Genomic DNA, 16027 nt, shown 5'->3' on the forward strand with positions numbered 1-16027 from the left:
CGTGTCGAGGAACCGGACCCAAGATTCGGCCGGAGAGTTGGGTCCGGTTCCTCCCGTTAGCGTTCGGTTTTCACGCTGAAGATGCGCGCGATGATGCGGCCGATCAGGTTGAGGATGAGGACGATGAGGATCAGCACCAGCGCCGCCGCCCAGGCTCGCTCCATCGGGATCGACGTCACGCACGATGCGTCGGCGTCGGCCGGGCAGAAGGCGCGGAACTTCGTGTATTCCTGGTAGACGTACACCGGCAGCGTCGTCATTTCGCCGCTGAAGAGGTTGGCGTTCGTGGACACGATGTAGCCGGCGGTCATCAGCAGTGGCGCCGTTTCGCCGATCACTCGCGCGATGGCGAGGATCGAGCCGGAGACGATGCCTGGCAGCGCCGTGCGCAGCACGATCTTCGTGATCGTGCGCTGCTTGGTGACGCCGAGCGCCAGCGACGCCTCGCGCAGGTCGCCGGGGACGATCTTGAGCATTTCCTCGGACGTCTTGACGACGGTGGGGATCATCAGCAGCGACAGGGCGACGGAGCCTTCGAAGCCGTTGATGGTACCCGGGCCGTGCAGGATGGTGAACATCGAGTAGGCGAACAGGCCGGCGACGATGGACGGGATGCCGCTCATCACGTCGACGAGCAGGCGGATGGTTTTCGCCAGGCGCCCCGAGCCGGAGTATTCGACGAGGTACACCGCGCACAGCAGCCCGACGGGAATCGAAATGACCATCGCGCCGAACGTGATCTCAACGGTGCCGATGATGGCGTGCAGGATGCCGCCGTAGCCGCCGTTCGACGTCTGCTCGCCGCCGATGACGTTGGTCATGTTATGGCTCAGGAAGTTCCAGTTGAGCCGCCCGAGGCCGTTGACCAGCGTCGTCCACAGCACGGAAACCAGCGGAATGCAGGCGATGACGAACGCGAGCACGATCAGCCCGCGCATGATGGCGTCCTTGCGTTTGCGTGCGGCCAGCGCCGAACGCGACGGCTTGAACTTGTCGAAGTCGATGGCCGGCTTGGTTTCGTTCGGCGGCGCCGGAGCCGCGGAAACCGCCGGGGAGGGACTGAGATTGGAACCGCTCATTTCGCGCTCGCTTTCTCGGTGATCTTACGTGCGATGAGGTTGACGAGGAACGTCAGCACGAACAGCACGAGGCCGGTCGCGATCAGCACGGACACGCCAAGGTCGTTGGCCTCCGGATACTGCGCGGCGATATTCGCGGCGATCGTCTGGTTCTGCGACGCCTTGAGCAGGCTGAACGAGTACTTGAGCCCCGGCGAGAGGATCATCAGCACGGCCATCGTTTCGCCGAGCGCGCGGCCAAGGCCCAGCATCGATGCGGAAATGACGCCGGATTTTCCGAACGGAATTACCGCCAGCTTGATCATCTCCCATTTCGTGGCGCCCAGCGCCAGCGCCGCCTCTTCCTGCAGGCGCGGGGTCTGAAGGAAAATATCGCGCGAAATCGACGTAATAATCGGCAGAATCATGATGGCGAGCACGACGGCGACCGTTGCGACGGTACGCGACGGGTTCGCGGCGGGACCGGAGAAAATCGGAATCCAGCCCAGGTAGGTGGCCACCCAGTTCCAGAACGGGTAGATTGCCGGCACCAGCACCAGGCCGCCCCATAAACCGTAGATTACCGACGGAATTGCGGCCAGCAAATCAACGATGTAGCTCAGTACGGCGGCGAGTTTTTTCGGCGCGTAATGGGAAATGAATATCGCGATGCCGATGGAAACAAAGAAGGCGATCAGCAGCGCCAGCGCGGCCACCAGCACGGTTCCGAACAGCAGCGGGCCTACGTAGCCCCAAAAACCGTCGATTTTTCCGCCGGTAAACTTCGAGATTACGCTGGACACCTTCTCCTGGTCGCTGCCAAAAACCGGCCACGCACGGAACAAAAGAAACAGCGTCACCGCGGCGAGCACGACCAGGATCAGGATCCCGCAGCCGTACGCAATGCCCTTGAAGATCTTGTCGGCGCGCCTGCCGCTCATCGGCTTGGCGAGCGTCGCGGCGGCGCTTTCGGGTTTCGGGGAACTCATCAGTCCATCCCTTCGATCGACTTTTCGATGGTTTCAACGAGATTATCCGGCAGCGGCGCGGAACCGGTCGCCTTCTCCGCGGCCTTCTGTCCGGCGCTGGACACGATGTAGCTCAGCCACGCCTTCGCGAAGCGGCCCGTTTCCTCGTCCTGGTAAACCGGGCAGACGATGTCGTAGGAGACGACCACGACCGGGTAGGCTTCCGCGGCGGTGGTCGTGTGGTTGACTTCGACGACGACGCGCAGCGAGTCGCCGGACTGTTCGACGACCTTCGAGTCGGCCAGCGCGTTCGAGGCGTTCTGCGCCGAAATCGGCACGTATTCGTCGCCGACCTTCACGGCGACGGTGCCCAGCTCGCCGACCTGCGAGAAGTCGGCGTAGCCGATCGTGCCGTCGGCCTGCGAAATGGTGGAGATGACGCCGCTGGTACCTTTTGCGCCCTGGCCTTCTTCATTTGGCCAGTTTTCCGACAGGTCATAGGTCCAATCGTCGGGCGCCGCGGCCTTGAGATATTCCACGAAATTCAACGTCGTGCCCGACTTGTCGGAACGGTGCACAATCGTGATCGGAACGTCCGGCATTTCCAAATCCGGGTTCTGCTCGGCTATTTCCTTGTCGTTCCAGCGGGTAATTTTCCCGCTGAAAATCTTGGCGATCGTCGAAGCCGTCATGTTGACGTGCTTGCCGGCGTCGGAAATTCCGTTGAGATTGAACGCGATGGCGATCGGCGAAATGTAGACCGGCACGTCGAACGCGGTGCCGGAACCGCACACGGCCTTCGACTCCTCCACTTCGTCGTCGCTCAGCGGCTTGTCGGAGCTCGCCCAGGCGGTCGCTCCGGTAAGGAACGTCGTGACGCCGGCTCCAGAACCGGAAGGATTATAGGAGATTTTTGCATCCGGATTACTGCGGGTGAATCCCGAAATCCAAGACTCAACGGCCGATTGCTGGCTGGAAGCGCCGGCGCCGGCGAAATTTCCGGAGATTGTGGAACTCGTGGAAGGCGCCGTGTCGGCGTCCTCGATCGGAGCGTTGTCGCCGCACGCCGCGACGCCCGCGAGGAGCGCCGCCGCGCTGAACGCGGCAAGTATTCGCTTATTCATGGGTGTTCGCTCAACTTCCCTTGGTTTTCCCTTGGCTGTTTATGCTGCTTTCCAGCCTAGGCGACCAAACCCTCCCCCGTGAGCGAATTCGGTGAACAGTGAATGAACTTTAACGCTGGGGAGCGGAGATCTTGTAGCCCAATCCGCGCACAGTGGTCAAGTACGCGGGCTTCTTCGGGTCGGGCTCGATCTTGGCGCGGATGCGCTTGACGTGGACGTCGAGCGTTTTCGTGTCGCCGACGTAGTCGGAGCCCCATACGTGGTCGATGAGCTGCTGGCGCGTCATGACCCTCCCCTGGTTGCGGATGAGGTATTCGAGCACCTCGAACTCCTTGAGCGGGAAGAACACGTCCTGGCCGCGCACGAGCACCTGGTGCGAGTCGACGTGCATCTCGATGTCGCCGCACGTCAGCGGAAGATTGTCGCTGGAACGGTTCGACCCCGCGCCGGCCGCCCCGCCCGCGTCCTCGATTTCGTTGGCGCGCCGCCGCATGACGGCATGGATGCGCGCGAGCAGTTCATGAAAGGAGTACGGCTTGGACACATAGTCGTCGGCGCCGGTCTCCAGCCCGACGACGGTGTCGATTTCGGTGGACTTCGCCGTCACCATGATGATCGGCACGCGGCTCTGCTCGCGGATCCGCCGGCACAGCGCCACGCCGTCGATGCCCGGCAGCATGCGGTCGAGCAGCACCAGGTCGATGCCGCCGGCCAGGAACCGCTCCCAGCCTTCCTCGCCGCTCGCCGCCGCCTCGACGTCGTACTGCTCCCGCGTCAGCTGGTACATCAGCGGCTCGCGGTACGACGCCTCGTCCTCCACGATCAGGATCCTCGTCATTGCAACCTCCCGAATCTTCCTACGCTGCCGGCCAGCTTACGGCGAAGGTGGCGCCCTCGCCTTCCGCGCTCCACAGCGTCAGCTCGCCGCCGCTCTGCTCGACATGCGACCGCACGATCGCCAGCCCGAGCCCCGAGCCGCCGGTATCGCGCGAGCGCGCCCGGTCGACGCGGTAGAACCGCTCGAACACGTTCTCCTGCTCGGCTTTCGCGATGCCGATGCCGTGGTCGATGACCTGCACCTTCACGCGGGCCGCCTCGCCGTCCGTTTCCGGTTCCCGCGAGACGACGACGTGCACCGTCTCGCCCGGGTCGGAGTAGCGTACCGCATTCTCCACAAGATTCTTGAGCACCAGCCCCACCGACTTGGCGCTCGCCCGCACCGGAAGGGAGGGCAGGGCGGTGGCGTCCGGCGCTGCAGCGCTGCCGGCACCGTCATCCGGACGGGCCCCGCCAACAGAGGCCACGTCGCCATGGTCTGCAATCTGCGCGGTTACGTTATGCCCCTCGACATACAGCGACACTGCAATATTGCCGATATGCGCCGCAGCGTGCGTGGCATCGATGGCGTCGGCTGCGGCCGCGACGACATCGGTTTCCGGTTCCGCGGCGACGCCATCCGCGCCGTTCACGCCGTCCTCACCGAACGCCCGATTGCCGGAACCGTCAGAGCCAGCAGCACCGCCCGCCCCGTTCCCGTTCCCGACGCGCCCGAGCTCGATGAGCCGCTGCACGAGGTCCGCCAGCCGCGACGCCTCGCCGACGATGCGCTGGGAAAAGTGCTGCACCATGTCGGCATCGTCGGCTGCGTCGCCGATTGTTTCGGCGAGCAGCGAGATTGCGCCGATCGGCGTCTTCAGTTCATGCGACACGTTCGTCACGAACTCGCGCTGCAGCGCGGCCGCGCGCCGCGGGGCCGTCACGTCCTGCAGGAACACGGCGAACCGGTTGTCGCCGAGCGCGGCGACGCGCACCGAAAAGAAGCGTTCCCCGTGAAACTCGATTTCCCGCTCGCGCTGCACCGAATCCGCAGCCACCAGCGCGAGAATCTGCTTGATTTCATCGGCGGCGATGCGGCCACGCTCAACAGCAAACGCCGCCCGCGGGTCGCAGTATGTCACCGCGCCGGTCGCGGTCGCGACGATCAGCGAAACCGGCAGCGCCTGCGCAAGGTGGAACGCCAGCCGCTCGCCTTCGCTGGGGCTCACGTCGCCGAACAGCGGGTCGCCGCCGGCTGCGGCATCCTGCGGCCGCGGCGTTTTCCCCGCGTTTTTCCACCAGCCCATCGCTCCCCTTTGTGCAAATATTCCAAGGATTCTTGCGCAAGCATACCGCCCGGAACGCCGCATGCCGAACGGAAGCGGCAAAAATTCGGCACCGATTCACCGCTTGTTCACTTAAGCAGCGCCCAAAATCTCACATCCGCCGGATCGTGTCGACGACGATGCGCGCGGCGGTGTCGGCGTACTCGGTGACGTCGAATTCGCAGAACTCCTCGTAGTCGGTGTCGGCGTTGTCGCTCATCGCGCGGATGACGAGCGCAGGCACACCGTTGCGTTCGGCGACGTGCGCCACGGCGGCGCCTTCCATCTCCACGGCGTCGGCGTGCGTCGCGTTGATGACCGCGGCGACCTTCTCGTCGCCGTCGACGAAATAGTTGCCGGACGCGATCGTGCCGGCGATGTGCTTGATGCCGGCGTCGTCGAGCGCCTCCTGCGCGAGCGCCATGAGCTGCGGGTCGGAATGGAACTCCTCGCTGTCGGTCCACTGGCCGACGAGCCGCATGTCGGTATCGAGGTAGCGCAGCGTCGCGCCGAGCACGACGTCGTTGATATGCAGTTCCGGATTGAGGTTCCCCGCGATGCCGGAGAAGATGACGACGTCCGGCTTTGCGAGGTCGATGAGGTACTGCGTCGTGGCGGCCGCGTTCACCAGCCCCATGCCGCCGACGGTGACGGCGACATCCACCCTGCCGCCGCGCTCGGTCGGCAGCGTCCCGCGAAGGACCTTCAGGCTCGCCGCTTGAGTGACGGCGACGTCGTCCAGCGAATCGGCGATGTGCGCCGCTTCCTCTTCCAGCGCGGAAATTACCGCAATCGTTTCGTAAGCCATACCGGCGATTTTACCGCGCCTGTCCCATTTCGTAAGATTCCGCCGGATTTTCCGCCATTCCCGCACACACCCGCCGGAACGCAACGACCGGAAAATCTTGGGGAATGCCGGAACGCAACCGGCACCCAAAGCGAGTGAGCAAGCGAGCGCCCCGCTTAAGCCCACCGCCGGTTCTGCACCGCCGCGGCCAACTCGCGCAGCAGCCGCTCCGTTTCGTCCCAGCCGATGCAGCGGTCGGTAATCGACTTGCCGTACGTCAGCTCGGCAAGCGGGGCCGCCGGCTGGTTGCCGCTTTCGATGAAGCTTTCCATCATGATGCCGGTGATGCCGCGTTCGCCGGCGGCCAGCCGCGCCGCGATGTCGCGCACGACGGCGGCCTGCCGCACTTCGTCCTTGCCGGAGTTGCCGTGCGAGCAGTCGACGATCAGGCCGTGCGAGGCCGCGCAGTCCGCCGGCATCTCCTCGCGGATCATCCGCATCGCTTCGGCGACCGACGCCGCGTCGTAGTTCGGCCCATGCATCGAGCCGCGCAGCACGACGTGGCAGTCCGGGTTGCCGAGCGTTTCGACGGCGCAGGCGCGCCCCAGGTGGTCGATGCCGAAGAACGTGTGCTGCTGCGCGGAGGCATAGCAGCCGTTGACGGCGGCCTTCACCGACCCGTCGGTCGCGTTCTTGAACCCGATCGGCATCGACAGCCCGCTCGCCAGCTGCCGGTGCACCTGGCTTTCGGTGTTCCGCGCGCCGATCGCGCCCCACGAAATCGCGTCGGAAATATACTGCGGGCTCGTCGGCTCGAGGAACTCGGTCGCGGCCGCCACCCCGGCGTCGAGCACGCCGAGCAGCGTGCGCCGGGCGAGGATCAGCCCTTTCTGGATGTTGTGCGAGCCGTCGATGTCCGGATCGTTGATGAGCCCCTTCCAGCCGACCGTCGTGCGCGGCTTCTCGAAGTACACGCGCATGATGATGAGCAGGTCGCTCTCCAGTTCATCGCGCAGGGCCGCCAGCCGCCCCGCGTAGTCGAGCGCCGCCGCCGGATCGTGCACGGAGCAGGGGCCGACGATGACGAGCAGGCGGTCGTCTTGACCATAGAGGCACGCGCGCACTTCGTCGCGCGAGTAGGCGACGATGTTCTGCGCGGCCTCGCTGAGCGGATACTGCGCGAGCACGCTCGCCGGAGTAGGCAGCGGATCGAGTTCCAGCACGCGCCGGTTGATGATCCGGTCGACGCCGACCTGGTCTTCCCATCGGTCGAGCCCCTCGACGTCGGTAAAGGGATTGCCGCCCTCTTCCATCACCCGGTGGACTTCGTCAAGCTTGAGCGGATCGACGTTCGATCCGTCCGCAACCGGCATGTCCATCGCCCCTCCTTCCTTCCGTCAGCGAGTTTTCCTTATCCAAGATTTTCTATTTCCAGCAAAGCCGGAACGGAACGTCACCAAGCCGTTTGGGCCAGGAAACCTTCCGGTTCCGCACAGCTACCGGTTGGCACGCCGCGTGGCGACGGCGTCCGCGAGCGTGCGCAGCACCTCTTCCGTGCGCTCCCACGGCACGCAGGCGTCGGTGACCGACTGGCCGTATTCGAGTTCCTCCAGCGGCGCCGGCTTCTGGTGGCCGCCCTTGAGGAAACTCTCCATCATGATGCCGAGGATGCCCTGCTCCCCCGCGGCCACGCGCGCCGCGATCTCCTCCACGACCCACGCTTCCACCACTTCGTCCTTGCCGCAGTTGCCGTGCGCGGCGTCGATGACCAGCCCGACGTTGTTCGGCCCGTCCGCCTTCGAGCGGCGCAGCGCCTCGAGCGCTTCGGCCACGGATTCGGCGTCGTAGTTCGGCCCGTGCGTCGAGCCGCGCAGCACGAGGTGGCAGTCCGGGTTGCCCTTCGTTTCCGCCGAAATGACGTGCCCGTCCAGGTTGATGGACAGGAAATGGTGCTCGAACCCCGCGGAATAGCACGAGTCGGCGGCCGGCTGGATCGAGCCGTCGGTCGCGTTCTTGAACCCGATCGGCATCGACATGCCGCTGGCCAGCTCGCGGTGCACCTGGCTTTCGGTGTTCCTCGCGCCGATCGCGCCCCAGCTGACGAGGTCGCACAGGTACTGCGGCGTAATCGGGTCGAGCCATTCGGTCGCGGTCGGCAGCCCCAGCGCGAGCACGTCGGTGAGCACCTTGCGCGCCAGCCACATGCCTTTGCGGATGTCGAAGCGCCCGTCGAGGTCGGGGTCGTTGATCAGCCCCTTCCACCCGATCGTGGTGCGCGGCTTCTCGAAGTACACGCGCATGACGATGAGCAGTTCGCCGCTGAGTTCCTGCGCCAGCGCGGCGAGCTTCGTGGCGTATTCGTGCGCCGCCGCCGGGTCGTGGATCGAGCAGGGCCCGACGATGGCGAGCAGCCGGTCGTCGCGGCCGTGCAGAATGTCGCGGATCTGCTGGCGCGACTCCATCACCAGCTGGCACGCGGCGTCGGTGAGCGGCAGCTCGCGGATAAAGTAGCGCGGCGCCGGAATCGGGTCGAGCTGGCGGATGTTCACGTCGACGGTTTCCGGAAACACCGCGTCGTCCATCAGCCGCTTGTCCTGCGAACTGTCGGGCCCTCGCAACACCATTTCTCACCTCACGCTGGGTTCGTTTCGTCTTCCCCGGGGATAATCTTGGGGTTTTACACAAGATTTTCCCCGGCGTTCCAACTATACGCAACGCTCGCGCCGAGCGAAACGTCCGTTTCATAACGGCACGCTTCCGCACGGAACGGCAACGCCGGCTGCGAGGCGGCAGAACCGCTCCCGCAGCCGGCGCAAGCAATGCCGATGGAACCGGCTCTGGGGGGTTGCCGGCCGGAACCGGCACCCAGCGTAACGTCAGGCCAAAGCGCCCATCGGATCCCACGCGGGCAGCGAGATGGCCGGCTCGTCGAGCGCGGCCTGGTATTCGGCCGGCAGCATCGCCTTCGGCACGGCGACTTCGTAGACGTACTCGTCGAACCAGTCGTCGCCCATCGTGAAGTAGCCCTTGTTCGCGATCTTGGAGCCCCACGAATTCTCCACGCGCCAGCGGCGGGTCGTCTTGCCGTCGTCGGCGACGTCGACGCCGACGAACGCCATCGCGTGGTTCATCGCGGAGTCGCCGAAGCGCACGCGCTGCTCCTTGTCCATGTCGAAGTCGAAATCGTAGACCTTGCCGTATTCGAACAGGTCGGTCGCCCACTCGCCGTCCTCGCGGTCCATCATCGGGTGGCAGTCGGCGCCGAACCACACCGGAATGCCCTGCTCGACGAGGATGTCGCGCACGCAGTCCTTCATGAACTGCACCGGCACGTTCAGGTACTCGGTCGGGTCGCCGCCGGCCACGTTGCCCAGGTGTTCGATGGCGATCTTGCGGCCCTTCGGGTGCTCCTTGCGCGGGTCGTCGACGAGGCACACGTAGCTTTCCAGATCGGCGTCGCCCACGTACTTCTTCCAGAATTCCTGCGGCGTGATCTCGCCGTCGCGGTGGAAGTTGCCGTCGGCGTCGTTCCATTCCCAGTCGAACGACTTCGGCGGCTCGCCGAGGTGGATCGTCAGGATGCGGTGGCCGGCAGCCGTCGCGTCGGCGATGATCCTGTCGATCGCCGCGTCGGCATCCGCACCGTCGGCAGCCTGCGCGGCCACCATGTGCGCCACGGCGGTGTGCAGCATATGCTTGAGCTGCGTGTTCATTTCGCCGGTGTTCTTGCTCGACTCGGTTTCCGGGTACAGGTCCTTCGGCACGGCGCCGTACTTCTTGTAGACGTTGAGCGCCATCGTCCACTGGCCGCCGTCGCCCATCACGTCGGCGAGCATGTGCTGGAACAGCCGCGAGTCGACCGGCTCGCCGGCGCGCACGAGCGCCGCGATGTCCTGCAGGAAGTAGTTGACGCGCTCCATCTTGTCCCAGTACATCGCGTAGTTCTGCGAGAACTCGAACTCCTTGAGATTCATGTTCTTCTTCGCCACGAACCGCGCGACGTTGAGCGAGCTGAACAGCCAGCAGCGGCCGGAACGGTCCTGATGGGTGGCCTCGCCGTTGTCGACGGTGGTGGAGAAGCGGTGCTGCAGCAGGCGCGCGCGGTCGTAGTTGCGCGCGACCTTGTCGATGCCGGCGGCGGTGACGGCGTTCATCGCCATCCGGTTGGCGGCGCGCCCGTCGAACGCCGCTTCAAGATTATCCAGCTCGCCTTGCGTCAGCGGCTTGATTTCCGTCATGTTTCCTCGGTTCTTCTTCCGTGCACGCTCCGGCACGGTGCGTGCAAAAACGATGCGGCGCTCCCGATTGGAAGCGCCGCTGTGTGCTTGGTTCCTACTGTACGCCGCTAGTCGCCCTCGACCATGCGGATGACGGTGGTTTCCTGTTCGTTGGCGACCGGAATGTCCTCGTCGGCGGTGTCGTCGGACGGTTCGTCACCGTTTTCCCCGGCGTTGTCACCAGCTACGGATTCGGTTCCGTCGGCCAGCACCGCCGTCGCCTCGCCAGAGTCGACGATCACGGTTTCGTCGCCAAGAGCCGAGATTGGGGGCACCGCGGCGAACTCGCCGGATTCCTGCGCAGCAGAGGCGACATCGCCGTCACCGCCGTCGGCATCGTTTCCAGCGTTGCTGACGTTCTCGGATTCCGCAGCGCCCCCCGCAATCTCGAATTCTTCCGAAACGCTGGAAGCACCTGTGGAGGATTCGTAGGCTTCCTGCGTCCCGGTAGAAATCAGCGTAGTCTGCGGCGGAAACGACACGGGCATCTCAGAGGCGCCCGAATCGCCCGCAAAGCCAGTCGTGGCGCCGTTTTCGGCACCTTCGGCGGCTGCGCTGTCAGCGGAAGAAAAGGCCCCGGCGACCGGCGCGGCCGTGTCGACGGCGTCGAGCTCGTCGTCCTCCACGATGGCCGAACCGCTCGGCGTCACCGGCATCGAGTCGTCGGACATGACGGCGTTGACCACCGACATGCCGTCGGTGGAGTGCTGGTCGTCGACGCCGAAGCCGAACCCGGCGAACGCGTTCGCGAACATCGAGCGCAGCTCGGAGACGCGCTGGGTGATGTTGGCCTCGCGGCTCTGCAGGTCGGCGATGCGCGCCTGCAGCCCGTCGAGCTCGGCCTGCGCGGCCTGGCGGCGCTCCTGCACCTGCTCGCTGGCCTCCTTGCCGGCCTTGGCGATGATGTCGGCGGCCTGGTCGTCGGCTTCCTGGCGCTTGGCGGCCGCGTATTCGTCCGCCTCCTCGCGCGTGTTCTTCGCCTGCGCGATCAGCGCTTCGGATTCTTCCTTCGCGTTGGCGCGGCTTTCCTCGAGGCTCTGCAGCAGCTCGGCCACCTTCGCCGTCGCCTCGTCCTGCTGGGCGGCGATGTCGGTGCGGATCTGCTCGACTTCGGCGCGCACCTGCGAAAGCGTGCGGGTGCGGTCGACTTCGGCGTTGTCGGTGATCTCCTGCGCGTGGGCGCGGGCGGCGTCGGTGATCTCGCCGGCCTTGCGCTGCGCTTCGGTCATCATCTTGGAGACCTGCTCGCGCACGTCGGCGAGCTTCTTGTTCGCGTCGGCGAGCGCGGCCTCGATCTGGTCGTTCGTCTCGCTCTTGAGGCGCGCCATCTCCTCGTTCGCGTTCTTGCGCTGCTCGGCGATGGTCTGCGCGGCCGACGCCTGCTGGTCGGACAGCTCGCGTTCCTGCTGCGCGCGCTCCGAGGCGAGCCGCTTGTCGTGCTCCTCGCGCGAGTTGGTGAGTTCGAGATCGAGCGACGCGCGCTGCTCGGCGACCGTCTTGGCCGTCTGCGTACGCAGCTGGGTGGCGTCCTCCTCGGCGCTCTTGCGGATGGTGTCGGCTTCGGACTGCGCGTTCGACACGAGCGTTTCCGCCTTGCTCGTCGCGTCGGAAATGAGGTGCTGCGCGTCCAGCTTCGCGTTGTTGATCAGCGTCTGCGCCTGGCTGGCGGCTTCCTTGCGGGTGCTCGCCGCGTCCTTCTTGGCGCGCTCGAGCAGCTCGGTGCTGGTCTGCTCGGCGGACGCGAGCATCTGCTGCGCGTTGGCGCCGAGGGAGGCGAACGTGTTCGTGGCGTTCGCCTTGCTGTTCTTCTCTTCCTGGAGCTGCGCCTGCAGCTGCAGGATCGTGTCGTCGCTGGCCTTCACCTGCTCGCGCAGCCGCTCGATCGTCGTCTGCGCCGCAGTGAGCGTTTCATCCACCCTGTCCTTGTCGTAGCCGCGCAACACGACCGGGAACCGATCCACCATGTCAAGTCCTTCCATCCAGCGTTCGTTTGGTTCCCTACTCTAGTTGGTTCCCTAGTTTTTACGCTCTCGACAACGCGCCGACTAGCCGAGCAATATCGGCGCGCTGCTGGGCTTGAGGAAATAGCGCGCCGCTTCCCGCACGACGTCGCCCACGGCGGTGACCTGCGCTTCCAGCGGCAGCCCGTGCTGCGGGTGCGGGCTTTCGTTGACCAACGGGAGATTGACGAAGCCGGCGAGGCAGCGTTCCTGGCGGCTCGCCCAATCTTGGAGATGGTAGAACAGCGCGTTGCACACGAAGGTTCCGGCGTGGCTGGAAAGGGTCGCCGGAATGCCGTCGTCGGTGAACGCGGCGAGGATCGCGCGCAGCGGCAGCCCGGTCCAGAACGCGGCGGGGCCGTCGGGGTTGATTTCCTCGCGCCGCGGCGTGAAGTTGTCGGCGTCGGGCCGGTTCGTATCCTTGAGATTCTCGGCGCAGCGTTCCAGCAGGATCCCGCGCGCCGCACGCTTGAGTCCGGTGGCGATGACGATGTCGGGACGGGTCTGCTCGATCGTGTCGTGCAGCAGCGGCCACGCCTTGACGAAGCTGACGGGAAGCGTGGCGCTGTGGATGGTGACGTTGACGCCGTCGAGCGGGTCGTCGGGGCCGCCCGGCGCGCCCAGGCCGCGCTCTTGAAGCGTGCGCGGCACGACGAGCGACGGGTTCACCTCGACCCCGTCGTACGGGTCGAACCCCGAAACCAGCACCGAAATATCCATCCTTGCACCCCTGTCCATTGCGCCGCTGCCCGCGCGGCTCCTAGTTGCCGCCCTGTGACCAGTTTGCCATGTGCAGCCCCGCACTTCCAGTTTCCGGGGCTATCTAGCAGGTTCCGGTTCCTCTGGCTGCCCGGGGCTGATTCCTCTGGTCTGGTTCCCTAGCCGCGGTTTCCCGGTTCCGGTTCCTTTAGCCCTGTTTGCCGGTTCCGGAACCTTGGAAGCCGTTACTTGGATTCCTTCAATCCCTTCGCGATCATGCGGGCGAACGGCATGTCGGCCTGGGTCGTCACCTTCATGTTGAGCGGGGAGCCGCCGACGATGGCGACCGGCTCCTCCGGCAGGTACTCCACCACGGCGCGCGTGTCGTCGGTCGGCTGGAAGCCCAGGTCGTGCGCGGCCAGGTCGTAGGCGTCGCGCAGCGTGCGGAACCGGAACGCCTGCGGCGTCTGGACGCGGAAGCTGTGGCGGCGGTCGGGAACGGACGCGATGACGCGCCGGTCGCCGAGGTCCTTCGAAATCAGCATCGTGTCGGTGGATTCGCACGCGACGGTGGCGGCGGTGAACTCGTCGAGCATCGCGACGCAGCCGTCGATCATTGCTTGCGTGACGAACGGGCGCACCGAATCGTGGATCAGCAGCTTCGCGTTGCCGGGCACGCCGTGGTGCTGCAGCGCCGCGAGCGCGGCTTCGGTGCTGTCGACGCGTTCGGCGCCGCCGTCGATGATCGCCTTGACCTTGCCGTAGCCGCGTTCGTCGATGAGGGCCTCGATCGGTTCGCGCACCTTGTCGTTGACTACCACGACGATGTCGGTGACGTTCGGGTTCTTCTCGAACGCCTCGATGCTCCAGCCCACGATCGGCAGCCCCTCGAGCGCGACGAGCTGCTTGGGGTTCTCCGGGTCGAAGCGCAGGCCGTTGCCGGCCGCGAGCACGACGGCGACGACGGGCGCCTTCGGCGCGTCCGGAGCCATCTGCTCTTCCTTGATTTCGCTGGTTTCGCTCATGCCACTTTCCTCTTGTTTTTCGCTTGGCTTTGCCTGTTCCGCTTTGGCTTGTCCCTCTTGGCTTGGCTGCTGGGCTGGCCGAGCCGGCCGGTTTCTCCGGTTCCTCCTCCCGGGGTGGCTGTTTTACAACCCCCGGTTCCTCCGGCTGCCAGGCCCTGGCCGTCCTACCGCTTGACGATCAGCGCCAGCATCCTGCCTTCATGGTCCTTATGGGCGAGCGTAGCGCGCCGGTGCGAGAACCACAACGGGTTCTCGAGCGTGCACATCGAATGCTTGATGGCGCCGATGCGTTCCGCCAGCTCCGGGTCGCCTTCGTTGTCCTGGCGGCACAGTTCGGCCAGTTCGGCGTCCTCGGCGAGGTACTGCGTGGCCGCGTTGACGCGCGGGCGCGACGAGATGATGTTCGCTTCCGACACGCCGGCTTCCTGCAGCTCCTCCATCGCGGCCTTGTTGATGTCGATGCCGGGGCCTCCGAACCGGGTGAGCGTGAAGGTTTCCGGGAACTGCGCGTCGAACGCGTCGGCGATGTCGCTGCCGGTCTCGTAGCAGTCGCCGCAGATGGCCGGGCCGAGCGTGGCGACGATGCGGTCCTTGTGCGCGCCCTTCTGCACCATCATCGCGACGGTGGCGCGGATGACGCCCTTCTGCAGGCCAAGGCGTCCGCAATGGGCCGCGGCGATGACGCCGGCGACCGGGTCCGCGAGCAGCACGGGCAGGCAGTCCGCCGCGAACATGCCGAGCGCGATGCCAGAACGGCAGGTGACCTGCGCGTCGCCTTCGATGACCTGCACGTCCTCGTGCATGTCCTCGACGTCGTCGACGGTGGTCGCGTTGGTGCCGATCGTGGCAGTGCCGGCGACGACGGTGCCGGACGCGTCGAAGCCGAACGAATCGTTGTCGCGGTAGATCTCGTCGATGTCGACGGCCTCGCCGCTGTGCACCTGGCAGATCAGCGACAGCTTGGCGCCCAGCTCGGTGGCGAGCGCCTCGCGGTTGCGCCGCACGGCCTCGGGGTCGTCGCCGCCCTTGCCGCCGAGGTTGAAGTGGCCGAAGTCGCCACCCGAGGCGCCGCCGAGGCGCGTGGTGTACACGACGGTGATGTCCGGCGAAATGGCGATCGGGATCGTCACCGGCACCGGGTTGCCGTCCTCGTCGGTGGCGCTGACCTCGCTCGAGTCGACGATGCCGCTCGTCTTGCCGTCGGTGGCCCCTTCGGCGGCTTCGCGCTCGAGGCCCGAACCGGCGGCGTGCTCGCTCTTCGCCTTCGCGATGGCCTCGCTGATCGCCTCGCCCAGCGCGCGGCTCAGATCCTCCTCCTGCCGCGCCTCGGCCGCGTCGTCACGCGCCATTTCCTCATCGATGATCTTCTCGGCGTCTTCAATCGCCTGCTGGGCCGCGAGCGCTTCCATATCCCCGTCGGGAACGTTCGCGGAGGCCGCGCCTTCACAAAAGTCGTTCATACTGCTCAGAATACTGAGAGAGCGCCCCCGCGCCACCCCGTTCCGCTCGCGGCGCTACACCTTCTCTCTCCACGTCTCCCCAAGGCCTCTCCTTAGGCCTCATTTTCTCCTCTCCCCTCCCCTCCCGACCATCCCTGCCTTCTTCTCTTTCTCCTCTCCCCTCCCGACCATCCTTGCCTTCTTCTCTTTCTCCTCTGGGACATTCTTCCCCTTCTTCACCTTCGCTTCTCCCCTCTCTCAGCCTCTTCCTCCTTTTCTGAGGCTCTCCCCTTCCTCCATTTTCCCGGAGACCTAAAATGTAAACCTCAAGGATGTTGGAATACCGCCATTTTGATGTCCAACATTTCGGAGGTTCAAAAAATTGTTGGACGCTCTCCGTCAAGAGCGTCCAACAATTTTTCCCCGGTTCGGAATGTAAACCGCCTAATTGGCGGAATTCCGCCATTCCTATGTCCTACATTTTCCCTGGCATAGGGGCGCCGCGCCTG

General features: G+C 65.5%; 13 protein-coding genes. All 13 read right to left on the reverse strand.

Annotated features, from left to right (window positions below; all coding sequences use genetic code 11):
* Positions 1–56: 56 nt before the first annotated feature.
* On the reverse strand, positions 57–1079 hold the full coding sequence (gene pstA, locus AC1AXT_RS06105; RefSeq protein WP_476540585.1) for a phosphate ABC transporter permease PstA: 1023 nt from the start codon (positions 1077–1079) through the stop codon (positions 57–59).
* The gene (gene pstC / locus AC1AXT_RS06110) at positions 1076–2047 is read right to left on the reverse strand and encodes a phosphate ABC transporter permease subunit PstC (RefSeq protein ID WP_476540587.1); all 972 of its coding nucleotides are present in this window, start codon (positions 2045–2047) and stop codon (positions 1076–1078) included. The genes pstA and pstC overlap by 4 nt, the downstream gene beginning before the upstream one ends.
* Complete coding sequence (gene pstS / locus AC1AXT_RS06115; protein WP_476540589.1) at positions 2047–3150, reverse strand: phosphate ABC transporter substrate-binding protein PstS; 1104 nt, start codon at positions 3148–3150, stop codon at positions 2047–2049. The genes pstC and pstS overlap by 1 nt, the downstream gene beginning before the upstream one ends.
* A gap of 109 nt (positions 3151–3259) precedes the next feature.
* A complete protein-coding gene (locus tag AC1AXT_RS06120) occupies positions 3260–3988 on the reverse strand; it encodes a response regulator transcription factor (protein WP_476540591.1) in 729 nt (242 codons plus the stop codon).
* Positions 3989–4007: 19 nt separating this feature from the next.
* Positions 4008–5273: a sensor histidine kinase gene (locus AC1AXT_RS06125; RefSeq protein WP_476540592.1), complete on the reverse strand. Its 1266-nt coding sequence runs from the start codon at positions 5271–5273 to the stop codon at positions 4008–4010.
* A 130-nt stretch (positions 5274–5403) separates the two neighbouring features.
* A complete protein-coding gene (gene mtnN / locus AC1AXT_RS06130) occupies positions 5404–6099 on the reverse strand; it encodes a 5'-methylthioadenosine/S-adenosylhomocysteine nucleosidase (protein WP_476540594.1) in 696 nt (231 codons plus the stop codon).
* A gap of 155 nt (positions 6100–6254) precedes the next feature.
* Complete coding sequence (locus tag AC1AXT_RS06135; protein ID WP_476540864.1) at positions 6255–7451, reverse strand: 3-deoxy-7-phosphoheptulonate synthase; 1197 nt, start codon at positions 7449–7451, stop codon at positions 6255–6257.
* Positions 7452–7574: 123 nt separating this feature from the next.
* Positions 7575–8702 carry a 3-deoxy-7-phosphoheptulonate synthase gene (locus AC1AXT_RS06140; RefSeq protein WP_476540595.1) on the reverse strand — a complete coding sequence of 376 codons (1128 nt, stop codon included), beginning with the start codon at positions 8700–8702 and terminating at the stop codon, positions 7575–7577.
* A 252-nt stretch (positions 8703–8954) separates the two neighbouring features.
* Positions 8955–10316 (reverse strand): C1 family peptidase, encoded by a 1362-nt coding sequence (locus AC1AXT_RS06145; protein ID WP_476540596.1) that lies wholly within the window; start codon positions 10314–10316, stop codon positions 8955–8957.
* Between the two features lie 107 nt (positions 10317–10423).
* Positions 10424–12319: a DivIVA domain-containing protein gene (locus AC1AXT_RS06150; protein WP_476540597.1), complete on the reverse strand. Its 1896-nt coding sequence runs from the start codon at positions 12317–12319 to the stop codon at positions 10424–10426.
* A gap of 81 nt (positions 12320–12400) precedes the next feature.
* Positions 12401–13075, reverse strand: a complete 675-nt coding sequence (locus AC1AXT_RS06155; protein ID WP_476540598.1) for a pyroglutamyl-peptidase I — start codon at positions 13073–13075, stop codon at positions 12401–12403.
* A gap of 224 nt (positions 13076–13299) precedes the next feature.
* Positions 13300–14079 carry an IspD/TarI family cytidylyltransferase gene (locus AC1AXT_RS06160; protein ID WP_476540599.1) on the reverse strand — a complete coding sequence of 260 codons (780 nt, stop codon included), beginning with the start codon at positions 14077–14079 and terminating at the stop codon, positions 13300–13302.
* Between the two features lie 164 nt (positions 14080–14243).
* Positions 14244–15539 carry a purine nucleoside phosphorylase YfiH/LACC1 family protein gene (locus AC1AXT_RS06165; protein WP_476540600.1) on the reverse strand — a complete coding sequence of 432 codons (1296 nt, stop codon included), beginning with the start codon at positions 15537–15539 and terminating at the stop codon, positions 14244–14246.
* Between the last annotated feature and the right edge of the window lie 488 nt (positions 15540–16027).

The organism is Bifidobacterium sp. LH_450 (assembly GCF_056356715.1).

Excerpts from the sequence above, each read along its gene's own strand:
- pstA (WP_476540585.1), bottom strand. The coding sequence starts at position 1,079 with ATGAGCGGTTCCAATCTCAGTCCCTCCCCGGCGGTTTCCGCGGCTCCG.
- pstC (WP_476540587.1), bottom strand. The coding sequence starts at position 2,047 with ATGAGTTCCCCGAAACCCGAAAGCGCCGCCGCGACGCTCGCCAAGCCG.
- pstS (WP_476540589.1), bottom strand. The coding sequence starts at position 3,150 with ATGAATAAGCGAATACTTGCCGCGTTCAGCGCGGCGGCGCTCCTCGCG.
- AC1AXT_RS06120 (WP_476540591.1), bottom strand. The coding sequence starts at position 3,988 with ATGACGAGGATCCTGATCGTGGAGGACGAGGCGTCGTACCGCGAGCCG.
- AC1AXT_RS06125 (WP_476540592.1), bottom strand. The coding sequence starts at position 5,273 with ATGGGCTGGTGGAAAAACGCGGGGAAAACGCCGCGGCCGCAGGATGCC.
- mtnN (WP_476540594.1), bottom strand. The coding sequence starts at position 6,099 with ATGGCTTACGAAACGATTGCGGTAATTTCCGCGCTGGAAGAGGAAGCG.
- AC1AXT_RS06135 (WP_476540864.1), bottom strand. The coding sequence starts at position 7,451 with ATGCCGGTTGCGGACGGATCGAACGTCGATCCGCTCAAGCTTGACGAA.
- AC1AXT_RS06140 (WP_476540595.1), bottom strand. The coding sequence starts at position 8,702 with ATGGTGTTGCGAGGGCCCGACAGTTCGCAGGACAAGCGGCTGATGGAC.
- AC1AXT_RS06145 (WP_476540596.1), bottom strand. The coding sequence starts at position 10,316 with ATGACGGAAATCAAGCCGCTGACGCAAGGCGAGCTGGATAATCTTGAA.
- AC1AXT_RS06150 (WP_476540597.1), bottom strand. The coding sequence starts at position 12,319 with ATGGTGGATCGGTTCCCGGTCGTGTTGCGCGGCTACGACAAGGACAGG.
- AC1AXT_RS06155 (WP_476540598.1), bottom strand. The coding sequence starts at position 13,075 with ATGGATATTTCGGTGCTGGTTTCGGGGTTCGACCCGTACGACGGGGTC.
- AC1AXT_RS06160 (WP_476540599.1), bottom strand. The coding sequence starts at position 14,079 with ATGAGCGAAACCAGCGAAATCAAGGAAGAGCAGATGGCTCCGGACGCG.
- AC1AXT_RS06165 (WP_476540600.1), bottom strand. The coding sequence starts at position 15,539 with ATGAACGACTTTTGTGAAGGCGCGGCCTCCGCGAACGTTCCCGACGGG.